This window comes from Streptomyces sp. NPDC001750 (assembly GCF_042892615.1).
GTDB lineage: Bacteria > Actinomycetota > Actinomycetes > Streptomycetales > Streptomycetaceae > Streptomyces.
Genome location: NZ_JBIAUE010000008.1, coordinates 100041 through 117129, shown reverse-complemented (window position 1 = coordinate 117129; position 17089 = coordinate 100041). Strand labels below are relative to the sequence as shown.

Below are 17089 nucleotides of genomic sequence, written 5' to 3'. Positions count from 1 at the left end.
ATCCCACCCATGACCCGCAGGGAAGGAAGACACCATGTGTCTGGCAGTACCGGGGCGTGTGCTCCGTACCGCCGAGGTCGACGGCGTCCCGATGGCGGAGGTCGACTTCGGCGGCGTACGCAAGGAGGTCTGTCTCCAGTACGTCCCCGACGCGGTGAGCGGCGAGTACGTCATCGTGCACGTCGGCTTCGCGATCCAGCGGCTCGACGAGATCTCCGCCCGGGCGACCCTGGCCGACTTCGAGCGGCTCGGGCTCCTGGAGGAGGAGTTCGGCGACGGCCTCGAAGCGGCCGCCGCACAGCAGTCCCCGAAGGAAGGAGCCGACCGGTGAAGTACCTGGACGAGTTCAGCGATCCCCGGCTGGCCGAGCGACTGCTCGACCAGATCCACGCGACCGCCACCAGGCCGGCGGTGATGATGGAGGTCTGCGGTGGCCAGACCCATTCGATCATCCGGCACGGCATCGACCAACTGCTGCCCGACTGCGTGGAGATGATCCACGGTCCCGGCTGCCCCGTGTGCGTGACGCCGCTGGAGATCATCGACCGGGCCCTGGCCATCGCCGCCCGCCCGGAGGTCGTCTTCTGCTCGTTCGGCGACATGCTGCGGGTCCCGGGCAGCGGTCGGGACCTGTTCTCGGTGAAGAGCGCGGGCGGTGACGTACGCGTCGTGTACTCCCCGCTCGACGCGCTGAGGCTGGCCCGGGAGAACCCCGACCGGGAGGTCGTCTTCTTCGGCATCGGCTTCGAGACCACCGCCCCCGCCAACGCCATGACGGTGCATCAGGCACAGCGGCTGGGCGTGCGCAATTTCTCGCTGCTCGTCTCGCACGTCCTCGTGCCGCCCGCGGTGGCGGCCGTGATGGAGTCCCCCGACTGCCGGGTGCAGGCGTTCCTGGCCGCCGGGCACGTGTGCAGCGTGATGGGGACCTCGCAGTACCCTTCGCTGGCCGAGAAGTACCGCGTCCCCATCGTGGTCACCGGCTTCGAACCGCTCGACATCCTCGAAGGCATCCGCAGGGTGGTGCTCCAGCTGGAGGAGGGCCGTCACGAGGTGGAGAACGCCTACCCCCGCGCCGTGCCCGCCGCGGGGAACCTCCCCGCCATGGAGATGCTGCGGGACGTCTTCGAGGTCACGGACCGGACGTGGCGCGGCATCGGCATGATCCCCGACAGCGGCTGGCGACTGGCCGAGAAGTACGCCGGGTTCGACGCCGAACGCCGGTTCGACGTGGCGGCGATCCGTACGTCGGAGTCGCCGCTGTGCCGGTCGGGCGAGGTGCTCCAGGGGCTGATCAAGCCGCACGCGTGCCAGGCTTTCGGCAAGGAGTGCACCCCGAGGAATCCGCTGGGCGCCACGATGGTGTCCTCCGAGGGCGCCTGCTCCGCCTACTACGCGTACCGCCGACTGGAACTGGTCGACGCGAAATGACCGAGACGACGAAGCACGCCCCCGCCCCTGCCCCGGGCACCGGCCTCGACTTCGAGGGGTGGGTCTGCCCGGCCCCGCTGCGTGAGACGCCCGCGGTCGTGATGGGCCACGGCGGCGGCGGAGCGATGTCCGCCGAACTGATCGAGCACCTGTTCCTCCCGTCCTACGGCGCGGCGGCCGTCTCCGGGATGGGCGACTCCGCGGTGCTGACCGTCGGCGACGGCACACGGCTGGCCTTCTCCACCGACTCGTTCGTGGTGAAGCCGATGTTCTTCCCCGGCGGTTCCACCGGGGACCTCGCGGTGAACGGAACGGTCAACGACCTGGCGATGTCGGGCGCCGTACCGCTGTTCCTGTCCTGCGCGTTCATCCTCCAGGAGGGCACCGCCCTGACCGACGTCGGACGGATCGCACGCGACATGGGCTCGGCGGCCGGGGCGGCCGGGGTCCGGCTGGTCACCGGCGACACCAAGGTCGTCGACCGCGGCAGCGGCGACGGGGTCTACGTCACCACCTCGGGGATCGGTGTGGTCCCCGACGGCGTCGAGATCGGCCCGGATCGCGCGCGCCCGGGGGACGCCGTACTGATCAGCGGCGACATCGGGGTGCATGGCATCGCGGTGATGAGCTGCCGGGAGGGCCTGGAGTTCGGTACGGCGGTGGAGAGCGACACCGCGCCCCTGCACGGCCTGGTCGCCGCGATGCTCGCCACCGGGGCCGACGTACGCGTGCTGCGCGATCCCACGCGCGGCGGGGTGGCGGCCTCCCTCAACGAGATCGCCCGCGCATCAAACGTCGGCGTCGAGCTGGTCGAGCGCGAGCTGCCCGTGCCGGGCGCGGTGCGTGACGCGTGCGGTCTGCTGGGACTCGATCCGCTCCAGGTGGCGAACGAGGGGAAGCTGATCGCCTTCGTGCCCGCCGAGTCCGCCGACGCCGTGCTGTCGGCCCTCACGTCGCACCCGCTGGGCCGCGCGGCCCGCCGGATCGGCACGTGCGTGGCCGACCATCCCGGCATGGTGGTGGCCAGGACGGGCCTCGGCGGCTCCCGGGTGGTCGGCCTGCCGGTCGGCGAGCAGCTCCCGAGGATCTGCTGAGTGAGCGCGCACGGCGCCGCCCTGTTCGCCCGGTACGCCTACCCGCCCAACGAACTCGGCTACTGCGGCCCCGCCGACGCCTCCGCCCTGCTCCGTCCCGAGGACACCGCGGCCGTCGAGCGTCACGCCCGCCGGTTCGAGGGCGCCTGGTGCTACCTGGAACTGCTCGCCGAGGCGGCCGGGCTCCCCGACCCCCTGGACGAGCGGGTGGTCGAGGCGTACTGGATCGGCAACGAGCTCCTGGAACGCACCGATCCCGCCGTGCTGCTGGCCCGGCTGCGCGAACGCTTCCGCGGCCAGGAGGGAGGCACATGGCAGGACGCGTCCGGCCGTGCCCGCGCCCACCACAGCTTCCAGGTCTTCGAGGTGTACCCCTGGACGCGTCTCCTGGTGGCCTCGGGGCATCCGACGGCGCTGTCCGTCCTCGACCGGTGCCGCATCCGCACGGGCGTGGTCCGTTCGGTCGGCGGCGAGCGGGCCGAGGTCGAGTCCCGGCCGCTGCTCTGGACGGGCAGCCGTCTGGTCCACGGGGCTCCGCGCCGGGAGTCCGTACGCTGGTCCACAGGGGGCCGCTCGCTGGTCCCGGGGCTGGGCCCCGGGGATCTGGTGGCGCTTCACTGGGACTGGGTGTGCGACGTCCTCACGGAGCCGCAGGCGGCACGCGTCGAAGCGGCGGAGGCCCGTCAGCTGACGGCGCAGGGACTGACCGTCGGCTGACCCGCCCGTCGGCGGACGGGCGGCGGGAGCCGGGACGGGCGCGAGGGTCCTCCCGGGAAGGAGTGGGTGACGATGGTGGCCTTGGAGGCTGTTTCCGTACCCGTCGACGGATCGTTGATCGCCGGTGACCTGGCGCTCGGTCCGGAGGCGGGGGGTGTGGTGCTCTTCGCCCACGGCAGCGGCAGCTCGCGCCACAGCCCGCGCAATAGGGCGGTGGCCGCGTATCTGCGGGAGGCGGGGCTGGGCACGCTGCTCCTGGACCTGCTGACCGTCCGGGAGGAGCGGGAGGACGTGGTGACCGGGCAGTACCGGTTCGACATCGGGCTGCTCGGTCGGCGGGTGGTGGCGGCGGTGGACTGGCTCGCGGCCCGGCCGGACTCGGCGGGACTTCCGCTGGGTCTCTTCGGGGCGAGCACCGGGGCGGCGGCCGCGCTGCTGGCGGCGGCGGAGCGGCCCGGGCACGTCCGGTCGGTCGTCTCCCGCGGGGGCCGCCCCGACATGGCCGAGGAGGCCCTGGACCGGGTGCGCGCCCCGGTGCTGCTGATCGTGGGCGGCGCCGACCAGGAGGTGCTGCGGTTGAACGAGGAGGCGGCCGGGCGGCTGCGCGCTCCGCACCGGATCCACGTGGTCCCGGGGGCGACGCATCTCTTCGAGGAACCCGGAGCCCTGGAAGAGGTGGCCGAGGCGGCACGCCGTTGGTTCCTGCATCCGGGAGGGGAAGAGGAAGAGGGCTGAGACCGGGCGCGGCGGCCCGCTCCCGCCCGGCCGGGCCGCCGTGCACGGCGGCCCGGGTCGCGAAGGGCTGTGTCCGGGCCTTGTCGTGGCCCGGACACAGCCGTCTCAGGGCTTCGGGGGCAGCCGGCCTCTCAGGACTTCGGGGAGAAGCGCAGCCGTGTGGCCGCCAGGGCCCCGAGCGCCAGCAGCACGACGGACACCCACAGTCCGGACAGGTGGTTGCCCGTGGCGTCCTCGGCGTAGCCCATGATGTACGGGCCGACGAAGCCACCGGTGATGCCGACGGTGTTGAGCAGCGCCAGGCCGCCCGCGAGGGTCTTGCCCGCGAGCCGGGTGGCGGGGAAGTTGAACAGCAGGGGCTGGACGACGAAGAACGCCAGGCCGGTGAAGCAGAAGCCGAGCAGGGCGATCACGGGGCCCGCGACCGCGGCGACGACGAGCCCGGTGAACATCATCAGCAGGCCGACGACCACGAAGTTGCGCGAACGCCTGGGCGTGGTCGCGCGGGGCGGCACGAAGATGGCGCCGACCGCCGCGGTGAGCCAGGGCAGTCCGGTGAGCAGGCCGATGGTGAAGGGCGAGAGGTGGCCCCAGCCGCCGATGATGCCGGGCAGGAAGTAGACCACGGAGTACAGGGCGACCTGGTGCGTCCAGTTGGCGAAGATGGCCAGCAGCATCTGCTTGTCGCGCAGCACGGTCAGCAGGGAGCCGGACTCGTTGCCGGCCGCCTTGGCGCCCTCGTTCTGCTCGCGGGTGACCGCGTCCTGGACCAGCCGGGCCTCCTCGGCCGTCAGCCACGGCGCCTTGGCCGGGCCGTCGGGCAGGAACCGGAAGACGACGAACGCCAGGAAGACGCAGGGGACGCCCTCGATCACGAACATCCACTGCCAGCCGTGCCAGCCGCCGATGCCGTCCATCTCCATGAGCAGTCCGCCCAGGGGGTTGCCGACGACGCTGGCGATGGAGGCGCCCAGCAGGAGCAGGCCGATGGCCCGGCCGCGGGTCTCGGAGCGGAACCAGTACGTGAAGTAGAGCAGGATGCCCGGCAGCAGCCCGGCCTCGGCCGCGCCGAGGAGCAGCCGCATGGCGTAGAAGGACTTCTCGCCCTGCACGAAGGCCATGCACGCCGAGATGATGCCCCAGGTCAGCATGATCCGGGTGATCCACCAGCGGGCGCCCACCCGGTGCATGATCAGGTTGCTGGGCACCTCGGACGCCGCGTAGGTGAGGAAGAAAAGCCCGGCGCCCAGCCCGTAGGCCGCGGCGGAGATGCCGAGGTCGACCTCCAGGCGCTCCTTGGCGAGACCGATGTTGGTCCGGTCGAGGAACGACATGATGTAGGCGGCCAGCAACAGCGGCATCAGCCGCCGCAGGTTGCGGCGGTCCAGCTCGCCGAGCGCGTCGCTCGGGGTCTCGGATGGTGTGGCCGCATCTGGGGTGCGGGATCCGCGGATCAAAGACATCGGTGTCCTCTTGGGTTGCTCTGGCAGCCTACGGGCGCGGGCTGCGGCCGAGGCGGGCGGGGCCGGGGCCCGTGGCGACGGGGCCGGGAGAAGGGCGGCCCGTGGCAGCGGGGCCGACGGGCCGCCCGTGGGGCGATGGGGCCGCGGGCGGCCCGTGGGGCGTTGCCGTCACGGGCGGGCCCACGGCGGCCGGGAAGGGTTCAGACGAGGAGCCGGAGCGGGTTCTCCACGGCCTCGGTGAAGGCCGCGAGCCAGCGTGCCGCCACGGCGCCGTCCACCGGACGGTGGTCCACGGACAGGACCACGCCGAGCACTTTGGCCACGGTGACCGCGCCGTCGCGGACCACCGCCTCGTCGCGTGCCGCGCCGACCGCCAGGATCGCGGCCTGCGGCGGGTTGATGATGGCGGCGAACTCCTCGACCCCGTGCATGCCGAGGTTCGACACGGTGATCGAGCCGCCTTCGAGGTCGGCGGGGCGCAGTGCCCCGGAGCGCGCCTGTTCCGCGTATGCGCGGGTGCGGGCGGCGATCGCGGAGACCGGCAGGTTCTCGATGCCGCGCAGCACCGGGGTCACCAGTCCCGTCTCGGTGGCGACGGCGACCGACACGTCGACGGTGCGGAAGCGGCGGACGGCGTCCGGAGTCCAGATCGCGTTCATCTCCGGCACCTGGGTGTGTGCCGTGGCGACGGCCTTGATCAGCAGGTCGTTGACCGAGACCTTGACCGGGCTGACGGCGTTGATCCGCTGCCGCAGGGCGAGCAGTTCGTCCACGGCGCAGGTCGCCCGCAGGTAGAAGTGCGGGGTGTGCTGCTTGCTCTCGGTCAGACGCCTGGCGATGGCCCGACGCATCCGGCTGTGCGGGATGTCCTCGTGGTCGCCGGTGCCGGTGGTGGCGACGGTACCAGTGGCGCTGGTCGCGCCGGTGGTGCCGACGGGTTCGGCCGGGGCCGTCGGCTGCGCGGCGGCCGGGGCCTGCGGCGCCGCCCGGGGGGTGTTGCGGGCGGCGACGGCGGCCTCGACGTCCCGTCGTACGACGCGGCCGCCGGGGCCGGTCCCGGTGAGGACCGTGAAGTCCAGCCCGGCCTCCCGGGCCAGCCTGCGGGCCAGCGGGCTGCTGAAGACGCGCCCGCCGCGCTCCGGCTCGCCCGCCGCCGCGGCGGTGGGCCGCGGAGCCTCGGAGGCCGGGGAGGCGGTCGGCGCCGGGGAGGCGGCGGCCGGTTCCTCCGGCACGTCGCGGCGGACCGCCTGCGGGGCCTCGCCGGGCGCCGCGACGGCGACGCCCAGTTCCGCGAGCAGCGCGTCGAGGTCATCGGCCTGCTCGCCGACGGCGCCGAGCACGGCGATCGGGTCGCCGACCTCGATCTCCACACCGGCCTCGTAGAGCGCCTTGAGCAGCACGCCGTCACGCTCGGCGGAGACGTCCACCTCCGCCTTGTCCGTCTCGATGGAGACCAGCGCGTCGTCCTTCGTGAACGCCGCGCCCTCGGCCACCAGCCAGGCGGACAGCACCGCCGTCGGCGAGTCGGCGGCCACCGCGGGCATTCGGAACAGTTCAGCCATGATCAACCCTCCTGGGTGTCGTGTCGTACGGGGAGGGTCAGTTCTCGGTGACCCGCTGGAGCGCGGCCACGGCCTCTTCGGTCCGCGCGATGGCGGCCCGCTCCAGCACCTTGCTGATGCTGGGCGAGGACTCACCGGCGTGGACGCGCTGGACGGGCTGGTCGAGCCAGTCGAACCAGCGCCGCTGGATCTCGTCGGCCAGCCAGCCTCCGTAGGAGGTGCCGACGGGGCCCTGTTCGGCGATGAGCACGTTGTTGGTCTTGCGGATGCTGTCGCCCAGGGTTTCCCAGTCCAGGCTGGCGCGGTCCAGCCAGCGCAGGTCGATGACCTCGGCGTCCAGGCCCAGCTGTTCGACGGCCTCCAGGACGTAGTTGGTCATCGCCAGGTACGTGACGACGGTGATCTTGGATCCGGTGCGGCGCACGGCCGCCCTGCCCACGGGCAGGCAGTAGTCGAAGTCGTCGACCGGGCCCTGGCCGACCGTGTTGTACAGGTCGGTGTGCTCCAGCACGACGACCGGGTCCTTGCAGGTCAGCGCGCTGTTCATCAGGCCGACGTAGTCGAAGGGCGTGGACGGCGCGACGATCCGCCAGCCGGGGGCGGTGGCGAAGACGCCCGCCGGGTCCATGGAGTGCTGGGATCCGTACCCGGTGCCCATGGCGACCTTGCTGCGCAGGACGAGCGGTACCCCGGTCCCCTGCCCGTCGCCGCCGAACATGTGCCGGGCCTTGCCGATCTGGTTGAAGATCTGGTCGGCCGCGACCCACATGAAGTCGGCGTACATGAACTCGACCACGGGCTTGTAGCGGCCGTCGAGCGCGATGCCCCCGGCGAGGCCGGCGAAGGCGTTCTCGCTGATGGGCGTGCCCAGGACCCGGTCCGGGTGGGCTTCGGCCAGGCCCTTGGTGGCGCCGTTGGTACCGCCCTTGAGGCGGTGCACATCCTCTCCCATGACGACGACGGAGTCGTCCTCGGCCATGCGGTGGCCCATCACCTCGGCCACGACGTCGATGAACTTGCGCTGTTCCAGGCGTCCCTGGAAGGTGTCGGTGTCGGCGAGACGCACCCCGTCGAATTCGCCGAGGTCGCCGCGTATCCCGACGTCGCGGAAGGACGGGTCGGGCCATTCGGAGGGCTTGATGCGGCGGCTGCCCGGCTTGCCGTCGGGGTCGGGCTCCAGCAGTTCGTCGCCCACGGCGGCCATGAGCGCCTTGGCGCGCGCGGTGCACTCCTCGATCTCGTCGGCGCCGAGGATCCCGTTCTCGACCAGCTGCCGGGAGACGAGGGCCAGCGGGTCGCGGGACCGCCACTCCTTCTCCTCGTCCTTGGTCCGGTAGCCGAAGGCGCTGCCGGGGAACGGGCCGTTCTGGTGGAAGAACCGGTAGACCTCGGCCTCGACGATGGTGGGGCCCTTGCCCGCCCGCATGTGGTCCACGGCCTCGCTCATGGCCAGGTACACGGCGAGCGGATCCATGCCGTCCACGCGCCAGCTGGGGATGTTGAAGCCCAGACCGCGCGCCGAGAGCCGGGGCTCCGCCGTCGCCTCGTCCACGTGAGTGGAGACGGCGTACTTGTTGTTCTCGATGAAGAAGCAGACCGGGAGCTTCCAGGCTGCGGCGAGGTTCATCGTCTCCAGCACCGAGCCGATGTTGACCGCGCCGTCCCCGAAGTAGGTCACCGAGACCGCGTCGGTGCCGGCCTGCCGCGCCGACCAGGCGAACCCGGCGGCCTGCGGCACGCCGCCACCGACGATGGCGTTGGTGCCCATCGCCCCGGCCTCGGCCCACTGCAGATGCATGGATCCGCCCCGGCCCCGGCAGAAGCCCCTGGCCAGACCGCAGATCTCCGCCAGGCTGCGGAGCAGGACGGTGCGCACCTCCTCGTCGACGGGACCGCGCAGGTCGATGCCGCCGGGTGCGACGTACCCCAGCGCCTTCGCGAGGAACTGGTGGTGGCCGCGGTGCGAGCCGCCGACGAAGTCGGCGCCGGTCAGCGGGAGCACGGAGCCGACGGCGCCGCCCTCCTGGCCGATGCTGGAGTGCGCCGGGCCGTGCACCAGGCCCTGTCCCGCGAGGTCGAGGACGTACTCCTCGAAGGCCCTGATCAGCAGGGTCTGGGTGAACATCGAGGTCAGCAGCCGCGGATCCGCGCCGTGCCAGTCCTTCTTGGTCGCCGTCACCTCGGTCCAGGGGGACGCGGGGGCCAGTTTCCGGTGTGTGGGCATGAGCACTCTCCTGTGTGATTCGGTGAGCACTGTCGCAGCGAATGGATCCATAACCAATACCCGTTACTGGAACGTTACGTTCAAGTTTCCGACATTTCCATTGACTAGCCTCCTCACGGCGACGCAATGTGAGACCCATGGCAAGTAAATGGATCCATTCGGTAGCGAATCGGGGGCAGGCTCTCCCCGGCCGGGCCGACCCGGAACACCTCGGCCCGCCATACGCCCGCCCCGGCGGGAAGCGGTACGGATCGGGTGCGGCGGTACGGCTGTGGCAGCCTTCGGTCTGAACACGCCGTCGCACCGCCGCGCCGTGCCTCAACACCGCCGCACCGCACCAGGGAGAGCCATGTCACGGAAGCCGTCCACCGGATCCCGCACGCCGGGCGCCGGTTCGTCCGGGTCCAGCGCCGCCGCCGTCGCGAGCCAGCGCGTCGCGGACCACCTGCGTGCCGCCATCCTGAGCGGTGAGCTGCGCCCCGGCGCGAGGATCATGCAGGAGCAGGTCGCCGCGCAGCTCGGCGCCAGTCGGCTGCCGGTCCGCGAGGCACTGCGGATACTGGCGGCCGAGGGCCTGACCGTGGTCAAGTCCAACAGCGGCGCCTGGGTCTCCCGGATGGACATGGCGGAGTGCGAGGGCGTCTACAAGATCCGCGAACGCCTGGAACCACTCGCCCTGAGCGAGAGCATTCCGAACCTCTCGGCCGAGCAGGTCGCCGAGCTGGAGGCGATCGCGCGGCAGATCGAGCTCACCACCGACGTGGACCGCTTCCTGGCGCTCGACCGCGAGCTGCACCTGCTCACCTACGCCGGCTGCCGCGTCGCCCAGATCACCGACATGGTCGACCGGTTCTGGAACACCACCCAGCACTACCGGCGCGCCTTCACCCGGCTCGCGGGCGACAGCGGCTGGGAGCTGATCCACGCCGAGCACCGCCTGATCATCGAGGCGATCAAGCGACGCGACACCGTCGACGCCGAACGATTTCTCACCGGCCACCTCCGCCGCACCCGGCTGGAACTGGCCCAACATCCCGAACTGTTCAACGAGGACGACCATGACACCGACCACACAGCAGACGCAGCGGGCACAGGGAGCGCGGGGCACGTCCGAGGAGACGCGGCGCGCCCGGCCGACTGACGCCCGCCCCTTCGAGGGCCGGACCCTCCTCCTGTCGGGTGCGGGCGGCGGCATCGCCCGCGAGGTGGCCCGTCAGTTCCACGCCCTGGGCGCCAACCTGGTGCTGGGCGATCTGAACGCCACCGTGCTGGAGGAGTTCGCCGCGACGCTCGACCCGGCCGGCGGGAGCGTGATCACCCGGGTGCTCGACGCGGCATCGCCGCAGAGCAACAACGCGTTCGTCGCCGCCGCGGTCGAGGCGTTCGGCTCGGTCGACTTCCTCGTGCCGGCCGCCGGGATCTACCCCGAGCAGGCGGTCGCCGACATGACGGACGAGCAGTGGAACACCGTCATCTCGGTCAACCTGAACGGTGTCTTCTACCTCACCCGCGCCGTCCTGCCCCATCTCAACGAGGGCGGCAGCATCGTCAATCTGACGTCCATGGCCGGTCACCGCGGCAGCGTCCGGCACGCGCACTACGCGGCGACGAAGGGCGCGCTGCTCGCCTTCTCCCGCAGCCTCGCCTGGGAACTCGGCTCCCGGGCACGGATCAACATGGTGTCGCCCGGGATCATCGAGACCGCCATGACCCACGACTACGTGGCCGACCGCGGCGACACCGCGCTCGCCACCACTCCCCTGGGCCGTCTGGGCAGGCCGGAGGAGGTGGCCTCCGTCGTCACCTTCCTGTGCTCTCCCGCCGCGAGCTTCGTGCAGGGCGAGGTCATCCACGTCAACGGCGGCATGCACATGGCCTGATCAGGCAGGGCACACACCGGCGGGGGAAGCGCGCGAGCGGGAACGGAACGGACGAGAAGATGACGACACGAGCGGCGATCTACCCCGACCTGCGCGGCAGGTCGGTGTGCGTCACCGGCGCCGCGCGCGGCCTGGGCCTGGCGATGGCCGAGGCGTACGCACGCGCGGGGTGCCATGTGCTGATGCTGGACATCGACGGCGACGAACTGGAACGGATCCGGCCCGGGTTGGAGGCGGGACGGCCCGACCAGCTGATCGCGACGGCCACGGCCCGGGTGAGCGACGAGGACGCCGTGACGGAGGCGCTCGCCGGCTTCACGGCCCGGACGGGAGGACTGTCGGTGCTGGTCGCCAATGCCGGTGTGTCCGCCAACGCCCCCTCCCTCGATGTCGAACTCGCCCGCTGGAACACGGCGTTGGACGTCAACCTCACCGGCGTCTTCGTCTGCGCGCGGGCCGCGGCCCGCGTCATGCGCGAGGGCGAGGGGGGTGTCGTCCTGACCACCTCGTCGATGTACGGGGTGACCGCCGGGCCCGAGCGCGCGGCCTACTGCGCCACCAAGGCGGGCGTCGCAGCTCTCACCAAGGTCCTGGCCGTGGAGTGGGCCCCGTACGGCATCCGCGTCAACGCGCTCGCGCCCGGGTACGTCGAGACCGATCTGGTGGCCCGGCTCGCCGAGGACGGGCGGCTTGACACGGAGGCGCTGCGCCGCCGAACCCCGCGTGGCCGCCTCGGCCGCCCGGAGGACATCGCCCACCTGGCACTGTTCCTGTCGTCGGAGGTCTCCGCGAACATCACGGGTCAGGTGATGGTCAGCGACGGCGGCTGGACGGCCGACGGCTATGCCGTGACGCCCGGCTGACGTACCGTCACCTCGACTGGTCCGCCGAGAGGCCGGCCCGGGGCCCGCGGGCGCGGTACCGGGATCCTGACCGCGCGCCCCGGGCCCGGGCCGTCCTCCGCCGCCGGGTCAGGCGGTGACCTTCAGCAGCACGGCCCACTCCTCGACGGCGGGGCGCTCGGCGAGGTCCGCGACGGCTATGTCGGCCCCGTGGGCCTCGCGCCAGCGGCCGACCAGGGTCATCAGCCGGACGGAGTCGAGGCCGTAGTCGACGAGGTTCTCGTCGTCGGGGATGTCGTCGACGGACTCGCCGAGGACGTCGGCGATGTCGTTGCGCATCTCTTCCAGGGTGAGTGCCACGATGTTCAGATCCCTTCCAGGACGGTGTCGGTGGTGGTGACGACGGCGCACCGCCCGGCGGCCCACTTCAGGGCCATGGCGTGTTCCTCGGCGGAGAAGTCCGCCACGGCGTCGGCCACGACGAACGCCTCGATGTCCCGCATCCACGCGTCGCAGGCGGTCATCAGCACACCGATGTGGGCGTAGACGCCCGTGACGACGATCTGGTCGCGGCCGAACGCGGCGAGCCGGTCGGCCAGATCGGTGCGGGCGAACCCGCTGTACTTCCACTTGGTCACGACGGTGTCGTCCGGGCCGGGGGCGACGGCGTCGGCGATCGCCTCGGCCGTCGGGTCGGCGGGCAGGCCGGGTCCCCAGAAGTCCTGCTGCAGACCGCGCTGCTGCGGGGTCTGCCCGCCGGGCTGGGCGGTGTAGAGGACGGGGATGCCCAGCTCCCGGGCGCGCACCCGCAGGGCGGCGACGTTCGCCAGGAGTCTCGGGATCAGGTCCGTGCTCTCGTCGTAGGCGGAGAGGAAATAGTTCTGCAGGTCGTGCACGAGCAGGACCGCGCGGGCCGGGTCTACCTTCCAGTCGACCCGGTTCGCGGGCAGGTCGGCCGCGTCCGGCATGGGGTAGGAGGTGATCTCGGGCAGGGCCATGGGGTGTCCGTTCAGTCCTGTGCGGGGGCGGGTCGCCGGTGGTCGGCGCCTTCGGGGCCGGTGGGGGCCGGTCCGGCGGCTACCGCCGGTCCGGGGTCCTCGGGTGAGGCGGGCTCGCTCCGTACGGCGGCGGCCCGGAGGTCCTTCTTGGAGATCTTGCCGACGCCCGTCTGCGGGAACTCGGTCACGAACTCGACCCGGTCGGGCACCTTGTAGCCGGCCAGGCCCCGGCCGCGTACGAAGCGCTTGATCTCCACGGGCTTCAGCGGCCCGGCGCCGTCCCGCAGGATGACGTAGGCGAGGCTGCGTTCACCGAGGTAGGGGTCCGGTTCGCCGACCACGTTGGCGTCGTGCACGGCGGGGTGGGCGAGGATGTGGTTCTCGACCTCCTCGGCGGCGATCTTCTCGCCGCCCCGGTTGATCTGGTCCTTGGCCCGGCCCTCGACGATCAGGTGTCCGGTCGTGGTGCGGCGGACGATGTCACCGGTGCGGTAGAAGCCGTCCTCGGTGAACGCGCGGGCGTTGTGCTGGGGCGCGCGCCAGTAGCCGCGGATGGTGTAGGGCCCACGGGTCAGCAGGTGCCCGGACTCGCCCGGGGGCACGTCCTCGTCGGCGTCGTCGACGACACGGATCTCGTCGTCCGGGGAGATGGGCAGGCCCTGGGTGGTGACGACGGTCTCCGCGGGGTCGTCGAGGCGGGTGTAGTTGACCAGCCCCTCCGCCATGCCGAAGACCTGCTGGAGCGTGCAGCCGAGGGCGGGGCGGACCCGGCGGGCGGCCTGCTCGCTGAACTTGGCGCCGCCGACCAGCAGCACGTCCAGACTGCTCAGGTCGTACGCGGTGCCGGGGGCGGCCTCGGTCCAGACCAGGGCCAGCGGCGGCACGAGGCCGGTGATGGTGACCCGTTCCCGTTCGATCAGGGGGAACGCCGCCTCGGGGCTGGGCTGCGGGCAGAGCACGACCCGGGCCCCCGCGTACAGCGCGCCGAGCGTGCCCGGCGAGGAGAGCGGGAAGTTGTGGGCGGCGGGCAGCACGCACAGGTAGACGCTGTGCTCGTCCACCGCGCAGATCTCGTTGGAGCCGCGCAGCGAGTAGATGTAGTCGTCGTGGGTGCGCGGGATCAGCTTGGGGATGCCGGTGCTGCCGCCGGACAGCTGCAGGAAGGCCAGATCGCCGGGTTCGGGGCCGTCGACGTCGACGGGCTCGGCGTGCACCGCGTCCAGCGCCTCGAACGCGCCCGCGTCCGGACCGGCCACGAACACGTGGCGCAGGGTGGGGACTTCGGTGCGGACGGCGGCGGCCAGGTCTCGGTAGTCGTAGCCGCCGTGCACTCCGGCGATCACATAGGCGGCGGCCTCGGTGAACTCGCAGAAGTAGCGGATCTCGGTCTCCCGGTGCGCGGGGAGCGCGAAGACGGGCAGCGCGCCGATCCGGAAGAGGGCGAAGACCACTTCGAAGAACTCGGCGATGTTGGGGAGTTGCACCACCACCCGGTCGCCCTTGGCGATGCCCCGGGCCAGCAGCCCGGCGGCCAGCCGGTCGGCGCGGGCGTCGAGTTCGGCGTAGGTCCAGCGGCGGTCGGCGTCGCCCCCCGGGTCGACGACCGCGACGCGGTCGGGATGGGCGGCGGCCCGCTCGCGGAGCATGGCGCCAAAGGTCTCGCCGCGCCAGTACCCCGCGGCCCGGTAGCGCTCGGCGAACGCGGCGGGCCAGGTCGGGGGCGGGTCCGGGACGGTCGTCCGGGCCGCGGTCGGCGTCGGATCCTGGGCCGGGGTCGTCGCGGTCACAGCTGGGCCCCCACGGCGCCGAGGAAGGTGCGGAACTTGGCGGCGGTCTCGGCGGTCTCCGCGTCGGGCTCGGAGGCGGCCACCACACCGGCGCCCGCGTACAGGCGCAGCGAGGTCGGTCCGGCCTCGGCACAGCGGATGGTGACGACCCATTCGCCGTCGCCGTCGGCGTCGCCCCAGCCGACCATGCCGGTGAAGAAGCCGCGGTCGAAGGGTTCGCTCTCCCGGATGACCCGTCGGGCGGTGTCGGTGGGGGTGCCGCAGACGGCGGGGGTCGGGTGCAGCGCGCAGCCCAGTTCGAGGGCGGTGGTGTCCGGGGAGCGCAGGGTGCCGGTGACGGTGGTGGACAGGTGCCACATGGTGGCGGTGCGGACCAGGGTCGGTTCGGCGGGCACGGTGAGGCCGGTGCAGTGGGGGGCCAGGCTCTCCTGCACCGCGTTGACGACGACCGCGTGCTCGTGGAGGTCCTTGGCCGACTCCAGGAGGGCCGCGGCGCGCCGGACGTCCTCGGCGAGGTCGTCGCTGCGCGGTACGGATCCGGCGAGGGGGTTGGCGACCACGCGGGTGCCGTGCCGGGAGACCAGCAGTTCGGGGCTGGCGCCGAGCAGGGTGCGGTCGGGGCCGGTGGGCAGGGCGAAGGTGTAGCCGGAGGGGTCGCGGCGGGCCAGCCGCTGGAGCATCGCCGGGAGGTCGAACGGGCGGACGGCGTCGAGCCGGAGGGTGCGGGCGAGGACGACCTTGCTGAACTCGCCCTTCCACATGCGCTCGACGGCGGCGGCCACGGACGCCCCGTACTTTTCGGGCGCCGGCTCCTGGTGGACCGTCAGGTCGTCGGCGTCGGCCGGGGAGGGCGGGTCGGCGGGCAGGGCGACCAGCGGGTCGGCGGTCAGCGGCGGCGCGGTGTGCAGCACGTCCGGCACGGCGAGCGCGGCGGGGGCCTCCTGGTCGAAGGGTATGGCGCCCATGACGACGGGGGCGGCGTGTCCGGCGGCGCGGGCCGCGGCGAGGGTGGCGGCCACCCGCAGGGGCAGGGGACGTTCGTCGTGCGGCACCTCGCTGTGCACTCCCTCGCCGAGGAGCGTGCGTGTCGGGGTGCCGAGGAACCGGGCGCCCGGGACGAAGGAGTTGAGCAGTCCGGTGGCCACGCCCACGGCGGGGTGGGCCGGCTCGGCGGTGGTACGGGGTGCGGCGACCTGGGGTGCCGTCGACACGGTGGCTCCGTTTCTCGCACGTCCGACGGTGGGTGCGGGCGTGCGGTGCGGGTGAGCGGGGAGTGTGTGCGGGGAAGGGTGGGGTGCACGGGGTACGGACGGATCGGTGGCGGCCGCCGCGGTGGCCGTTCCGGTCAGCGGAGGGTGGCGCCGCCGTCCACGTAGAGCTCCTGCATGGTGATGTGGCGGGCCAGGTCCGACACGAGGAAGAGGACCGCGTCGGCGATGTCGGACGGTTCGGCGATCCGGCCGAGCGGGATGCCCGTGCGGTAGACCGCCGGGTCGCCGTCCAGGACCCGGGCCGGGGCATCCGGGTCCTGCCACAGCGCGCGCTGCATGGCCGTGTCGGTGGATCCGGGCGCGACCACGTTGCAGCGGACGCCGCTGCGGGCCAGTTCCAGGCCGAGGCACTTGGTGTACATCGCGGCGGCGGCCTTGGAGGCGGCGTAGGCGCCGAGACGGACCCGGGGCACGCCGGCGGCGTTGGAGCCGACGGTGACGATGCTGCCGCCGCCTCGGGCCACCATGCCGGGGGCGACGGCGCGGGCCGTGTGGAAGACGCCCGTGACGTTCACGGCGAAGGTGTCCGCCCAGTCCTGGTCGGACAGTTCGGCGGCCGGGCCCGGACGCAGGATCCCGGCCACGTTGACCAGGATGTCGAGCGGGCCGTGCCGGGTGGTGACCGTGTCCACCACGTCGCGCACGGCCGCGGCGTCGGTGACGTCCATGGCGTACGGCGTGATGACGCCCGGCTGCTTCGACCCGTCGGCCGTCGCGGTGGATCCCGCGAGCGCGGTGGACCCGGCGTGTTCGGCCGCGAGCGCCTCGACGCCCTCGGGACGCCGGTCGGTCGCCGCCACATGGACTCCCTGGGCGGCGAGCGCGCGGGCGACGGCGGCGCCGATGCCCTGCCCGGCCCCGGTGACCAGGGCTCGACGGTCGGCCAGGAGGCCGCCCCCGCCGAGGAGTTCGTGGCGGTCCCGGACCGTCGGTGCGGCGGTGGACGCGGAATCGTCGGATATGACGTCGGACATGCCTGACCCCCAATTCGTAAGGTAAGCCTAACCTTATTCAGCCTCGGTCGACAGCCACCCACGGCTCGGCGGCGACAGGGAGCGACTCCACCCTCATATGGTTAGGCTAAC

16 protein-coding genes are annotated in these 17089 nt (G+C 72.5%); 8 read left to right on the top strand and 8 right to left on the bottom strand.

What is annotated here, in order from left to right; genetic code table 11:
• Nucleotides 1–34: 34 nt before the first annotated feature.
• The 5 genes from ACFYY6_RS15515 (at nt 35) to ACFYY6_RS15495 (ending at nt 3977) form a co-directional block, all read left to right on the top strand.
• Nucleotides 35–331 (top strand): HypC/HybG/HupF family hydrogenase formation chaperone, encoded by a 297-nt coding sequence (locus ACFYY6_RS15515; protein ID WP_351520911.1) that lies wholly within the window; start codon nt 35–37, stop codon nt 329–331.
• A complete protein-coding gene (gene hypD, locus ACFYY6_RS15510; RefSeq protein WP_351520913.1) occupies nt 328–1431 on the top strand; it encodes a hydrogenase formation protein HypD in 1104 nt (367 codons plus the stop codon). The genes ACFYY6_RS15515 and hypD overlap by 4 nt, the downstream gene beginning before the upstream one ends.
• Nucleotides 1428–2525: a hydrogenase expression/formation protein HypE gene (hypE, locus tag ACFYY6_RS15505; RefSeq protein WP_389193500.1), complete on the top strand. Its 1098-nt coding sequence runs from the start codon at nt 1428–1430 to the stop codon at nt 2523–2525. The genes hypD and hypE overlap by 4 nt, the downstream gene beginning before the upstream one ends.
• Complete coding sequence (locus ACFYY6_RS15500) at nt 2526–3242, top strand: DUF6390 family protein (RefSeq protein WP_389193497.1); 717 nt, start codon at nt 2526–2528, stop codon at nt 3240–3242. It abuts the gene before it with no gap.
• 72 nt (nt 3243–3314) lie between these two features.
• On the top strand, nt 3315–3977 hold the full coding sequence (locus ACFYY6_RS15495; protein WP_389193493.1) for a dienelactone hydrolase family protein: 663 nt from the start codon (nt 3315–3317) through the stop codon (nt 3975–3977).
• Nucleotides 3978–4108: 131 nt separating this feature from the next.
• Here the strand turns inward: ACFYY6_RS15495 and ACFYY6_RS15490 are convergent, their stop codons facing one another.
• The 3 genes from ACFYY6_RS15490 to ACFYY6_RS15480 all read right to left on the bottom strand — a co-directional run bounded on the left by ACFYY6_RS15490 (nt 4109) and on the right by ACFYY6_RS15480 (nt 9226).
• The gene (locus tag ACFYY6_RS15490) at nt 4109–5440 is read right to left on the bottom strand and encodes an MFS transporter (protein ID WP_351520918.1); all 1332 of its coding nucleotides are present in this window, start codon (nt 5438–5440) and stop codon (nt 4109–4111) included.
• Between the two features lie 200 nt (nt 5441–5640).
• Complete coding sequence (locus ACFYY6_RS15485; RefSeq protein WP_386607451.1) at nt 5641–7002, bottom strand: 2-oxo acid dehydrogenase subunit E2; 1362 nt, start codon at nt 7000–7002, stop codon at nt 5641–5643.
• Between the two features lie 37 nt (nt 7003–7039).
• The gene (locus ACFYY6_RS15480) at nt 7040–9226 is read right to left on the bottom strand and encodes a thiamine pyrophosphate-dependent enzyme (RefSeq protein WP_351520921.1); all 2187 of its coding nucleotides are present in this window, start codon (nt 9224–9226) and stop codon (nt 7040–7042) included.
• 349 nt (nt 9227–9575) lie between these two features.
• Between ACFYY6_RS15480 and ACFYY6_RS15475 the strand changes: the two genes are divergently transcribed.
• The 3 genes from ACFYY6_RS15475 to ACFYY6_RS15465 are packed head-to-tail and all read left to right on the top strand — an operon-like array spanning nt 9576 to nt 11969.
• The gene (locus tag ACFYY6_RS15475; protein WP_389193490.1) at nt 9576–10367 is read left to right on the top strand and encodes a GntR family transcriptional regulator; all 792 of its coding nucleotides are present in this window, start codon (nt 9576–9578) and stop codon (nt 10365–10367) included.
• Nucleotides 10285–11106, top strand: a complete 822-nt coding sequence (locus ACFYY6_RS15470; protein ID WP_389193487.1) for an SDR family NAD(P)-dependent oxidoreductase — start codon at nt 10285–10287, stop codon at nt 11104–11106. The genes ACFYY6_RS15475 and ACFYY6_RS15470 overlap by 83 nt, the downstream gene beginning before the upstream one ends.
• Before the next feature lie 59 nt (nt 11107–11165).
• Nucleotides 11166–11969, top strand: a complete 804-nt coding sequence (locus ACFYY6_RS15465) for an SDR family NAD(P)-dependent oxidoreductase (RefSeq protein WP_351520924.1) — start codon at nt 11166–11168, stop codon at nt 11967–11969.
• 108 nt (nt 11970–12077) lie between these two features.
• Here ACFYY6_RS15465 and ACFYY6_RS15460 read toward each other — a convergent pair whose 3' ends face one another.
• The 5 genes from ACFYY6_RS15460 to ACFYY6_RS15440 all read right to left on the bottom strand — a co-directional run bounded on the left by ACFYY6_RS15460 (nt 12078) and on the right by ACFYY6_RS15440 (nt 16978).
• Entirely contained in the window at nt 12078–12308 is a 231-nt protein-coding gene (locus tag ACFYY6_RS15460; RefSeq protein WP_073781272.1) for a phosphopantetheine-binding protein, read from the bottom strand.
• A 5-nt stretch (nt 12309–12313) separates the two neighbouring features.
• Nucleotides 12314–12946 carry an isochorismatase family protein gene (locus ACFYY6_RS15455; RefSeq protein ID WP_388649066.1) on the bottom strand — a complete coding sequence of 211 codons (633 nt, stop codon included), beginning with the start codon at nt 12944–12946 and terminating at the stop codon, nt 12314–12316.
• A gap of 11 nt (nt 12947–12957) precedes the next feature.
• Entirely contained in the window at nt 12958–14733 is a 1776-nt protein-coding gene (locus ACFYY6_RS15450) for a (2,3-dihydroxybenzoyl)adenylate synthase (protein ID WP_389193483.1), read from the bottom strand.
• The gene (locus ACFYY6_RS15445; protein WP_351633261.1) at nt 14730–15944 is read right to left on the bottom strand and encodes an isochorismate synthase; all 1215 of its coding nucleotides are present in this window, start codon (nt 15942–15944) and stop codon (nt 14730–14732) included. Before ACFYY6_RS15445 ends, ACFYY6_RS15450 begins: the two co-directional genes overlap by 4 nt.
• Nucleotides 15945–16078: 134 nt before the next feature.
• Complete coding sequence (locus ACFYY6_RS15440) at nt 16079–16978, bottom strand: 2,3-dihydro-2,3-dihydroxybenzoate dehydrogenase (RefSeq protein WP_351633258.1); 900 nt, start codon at nt 16976–16978, stop codon at nt 16079–16081.
• Nucleotides 16979–17089: the final 111 nt, after the last annotated feature.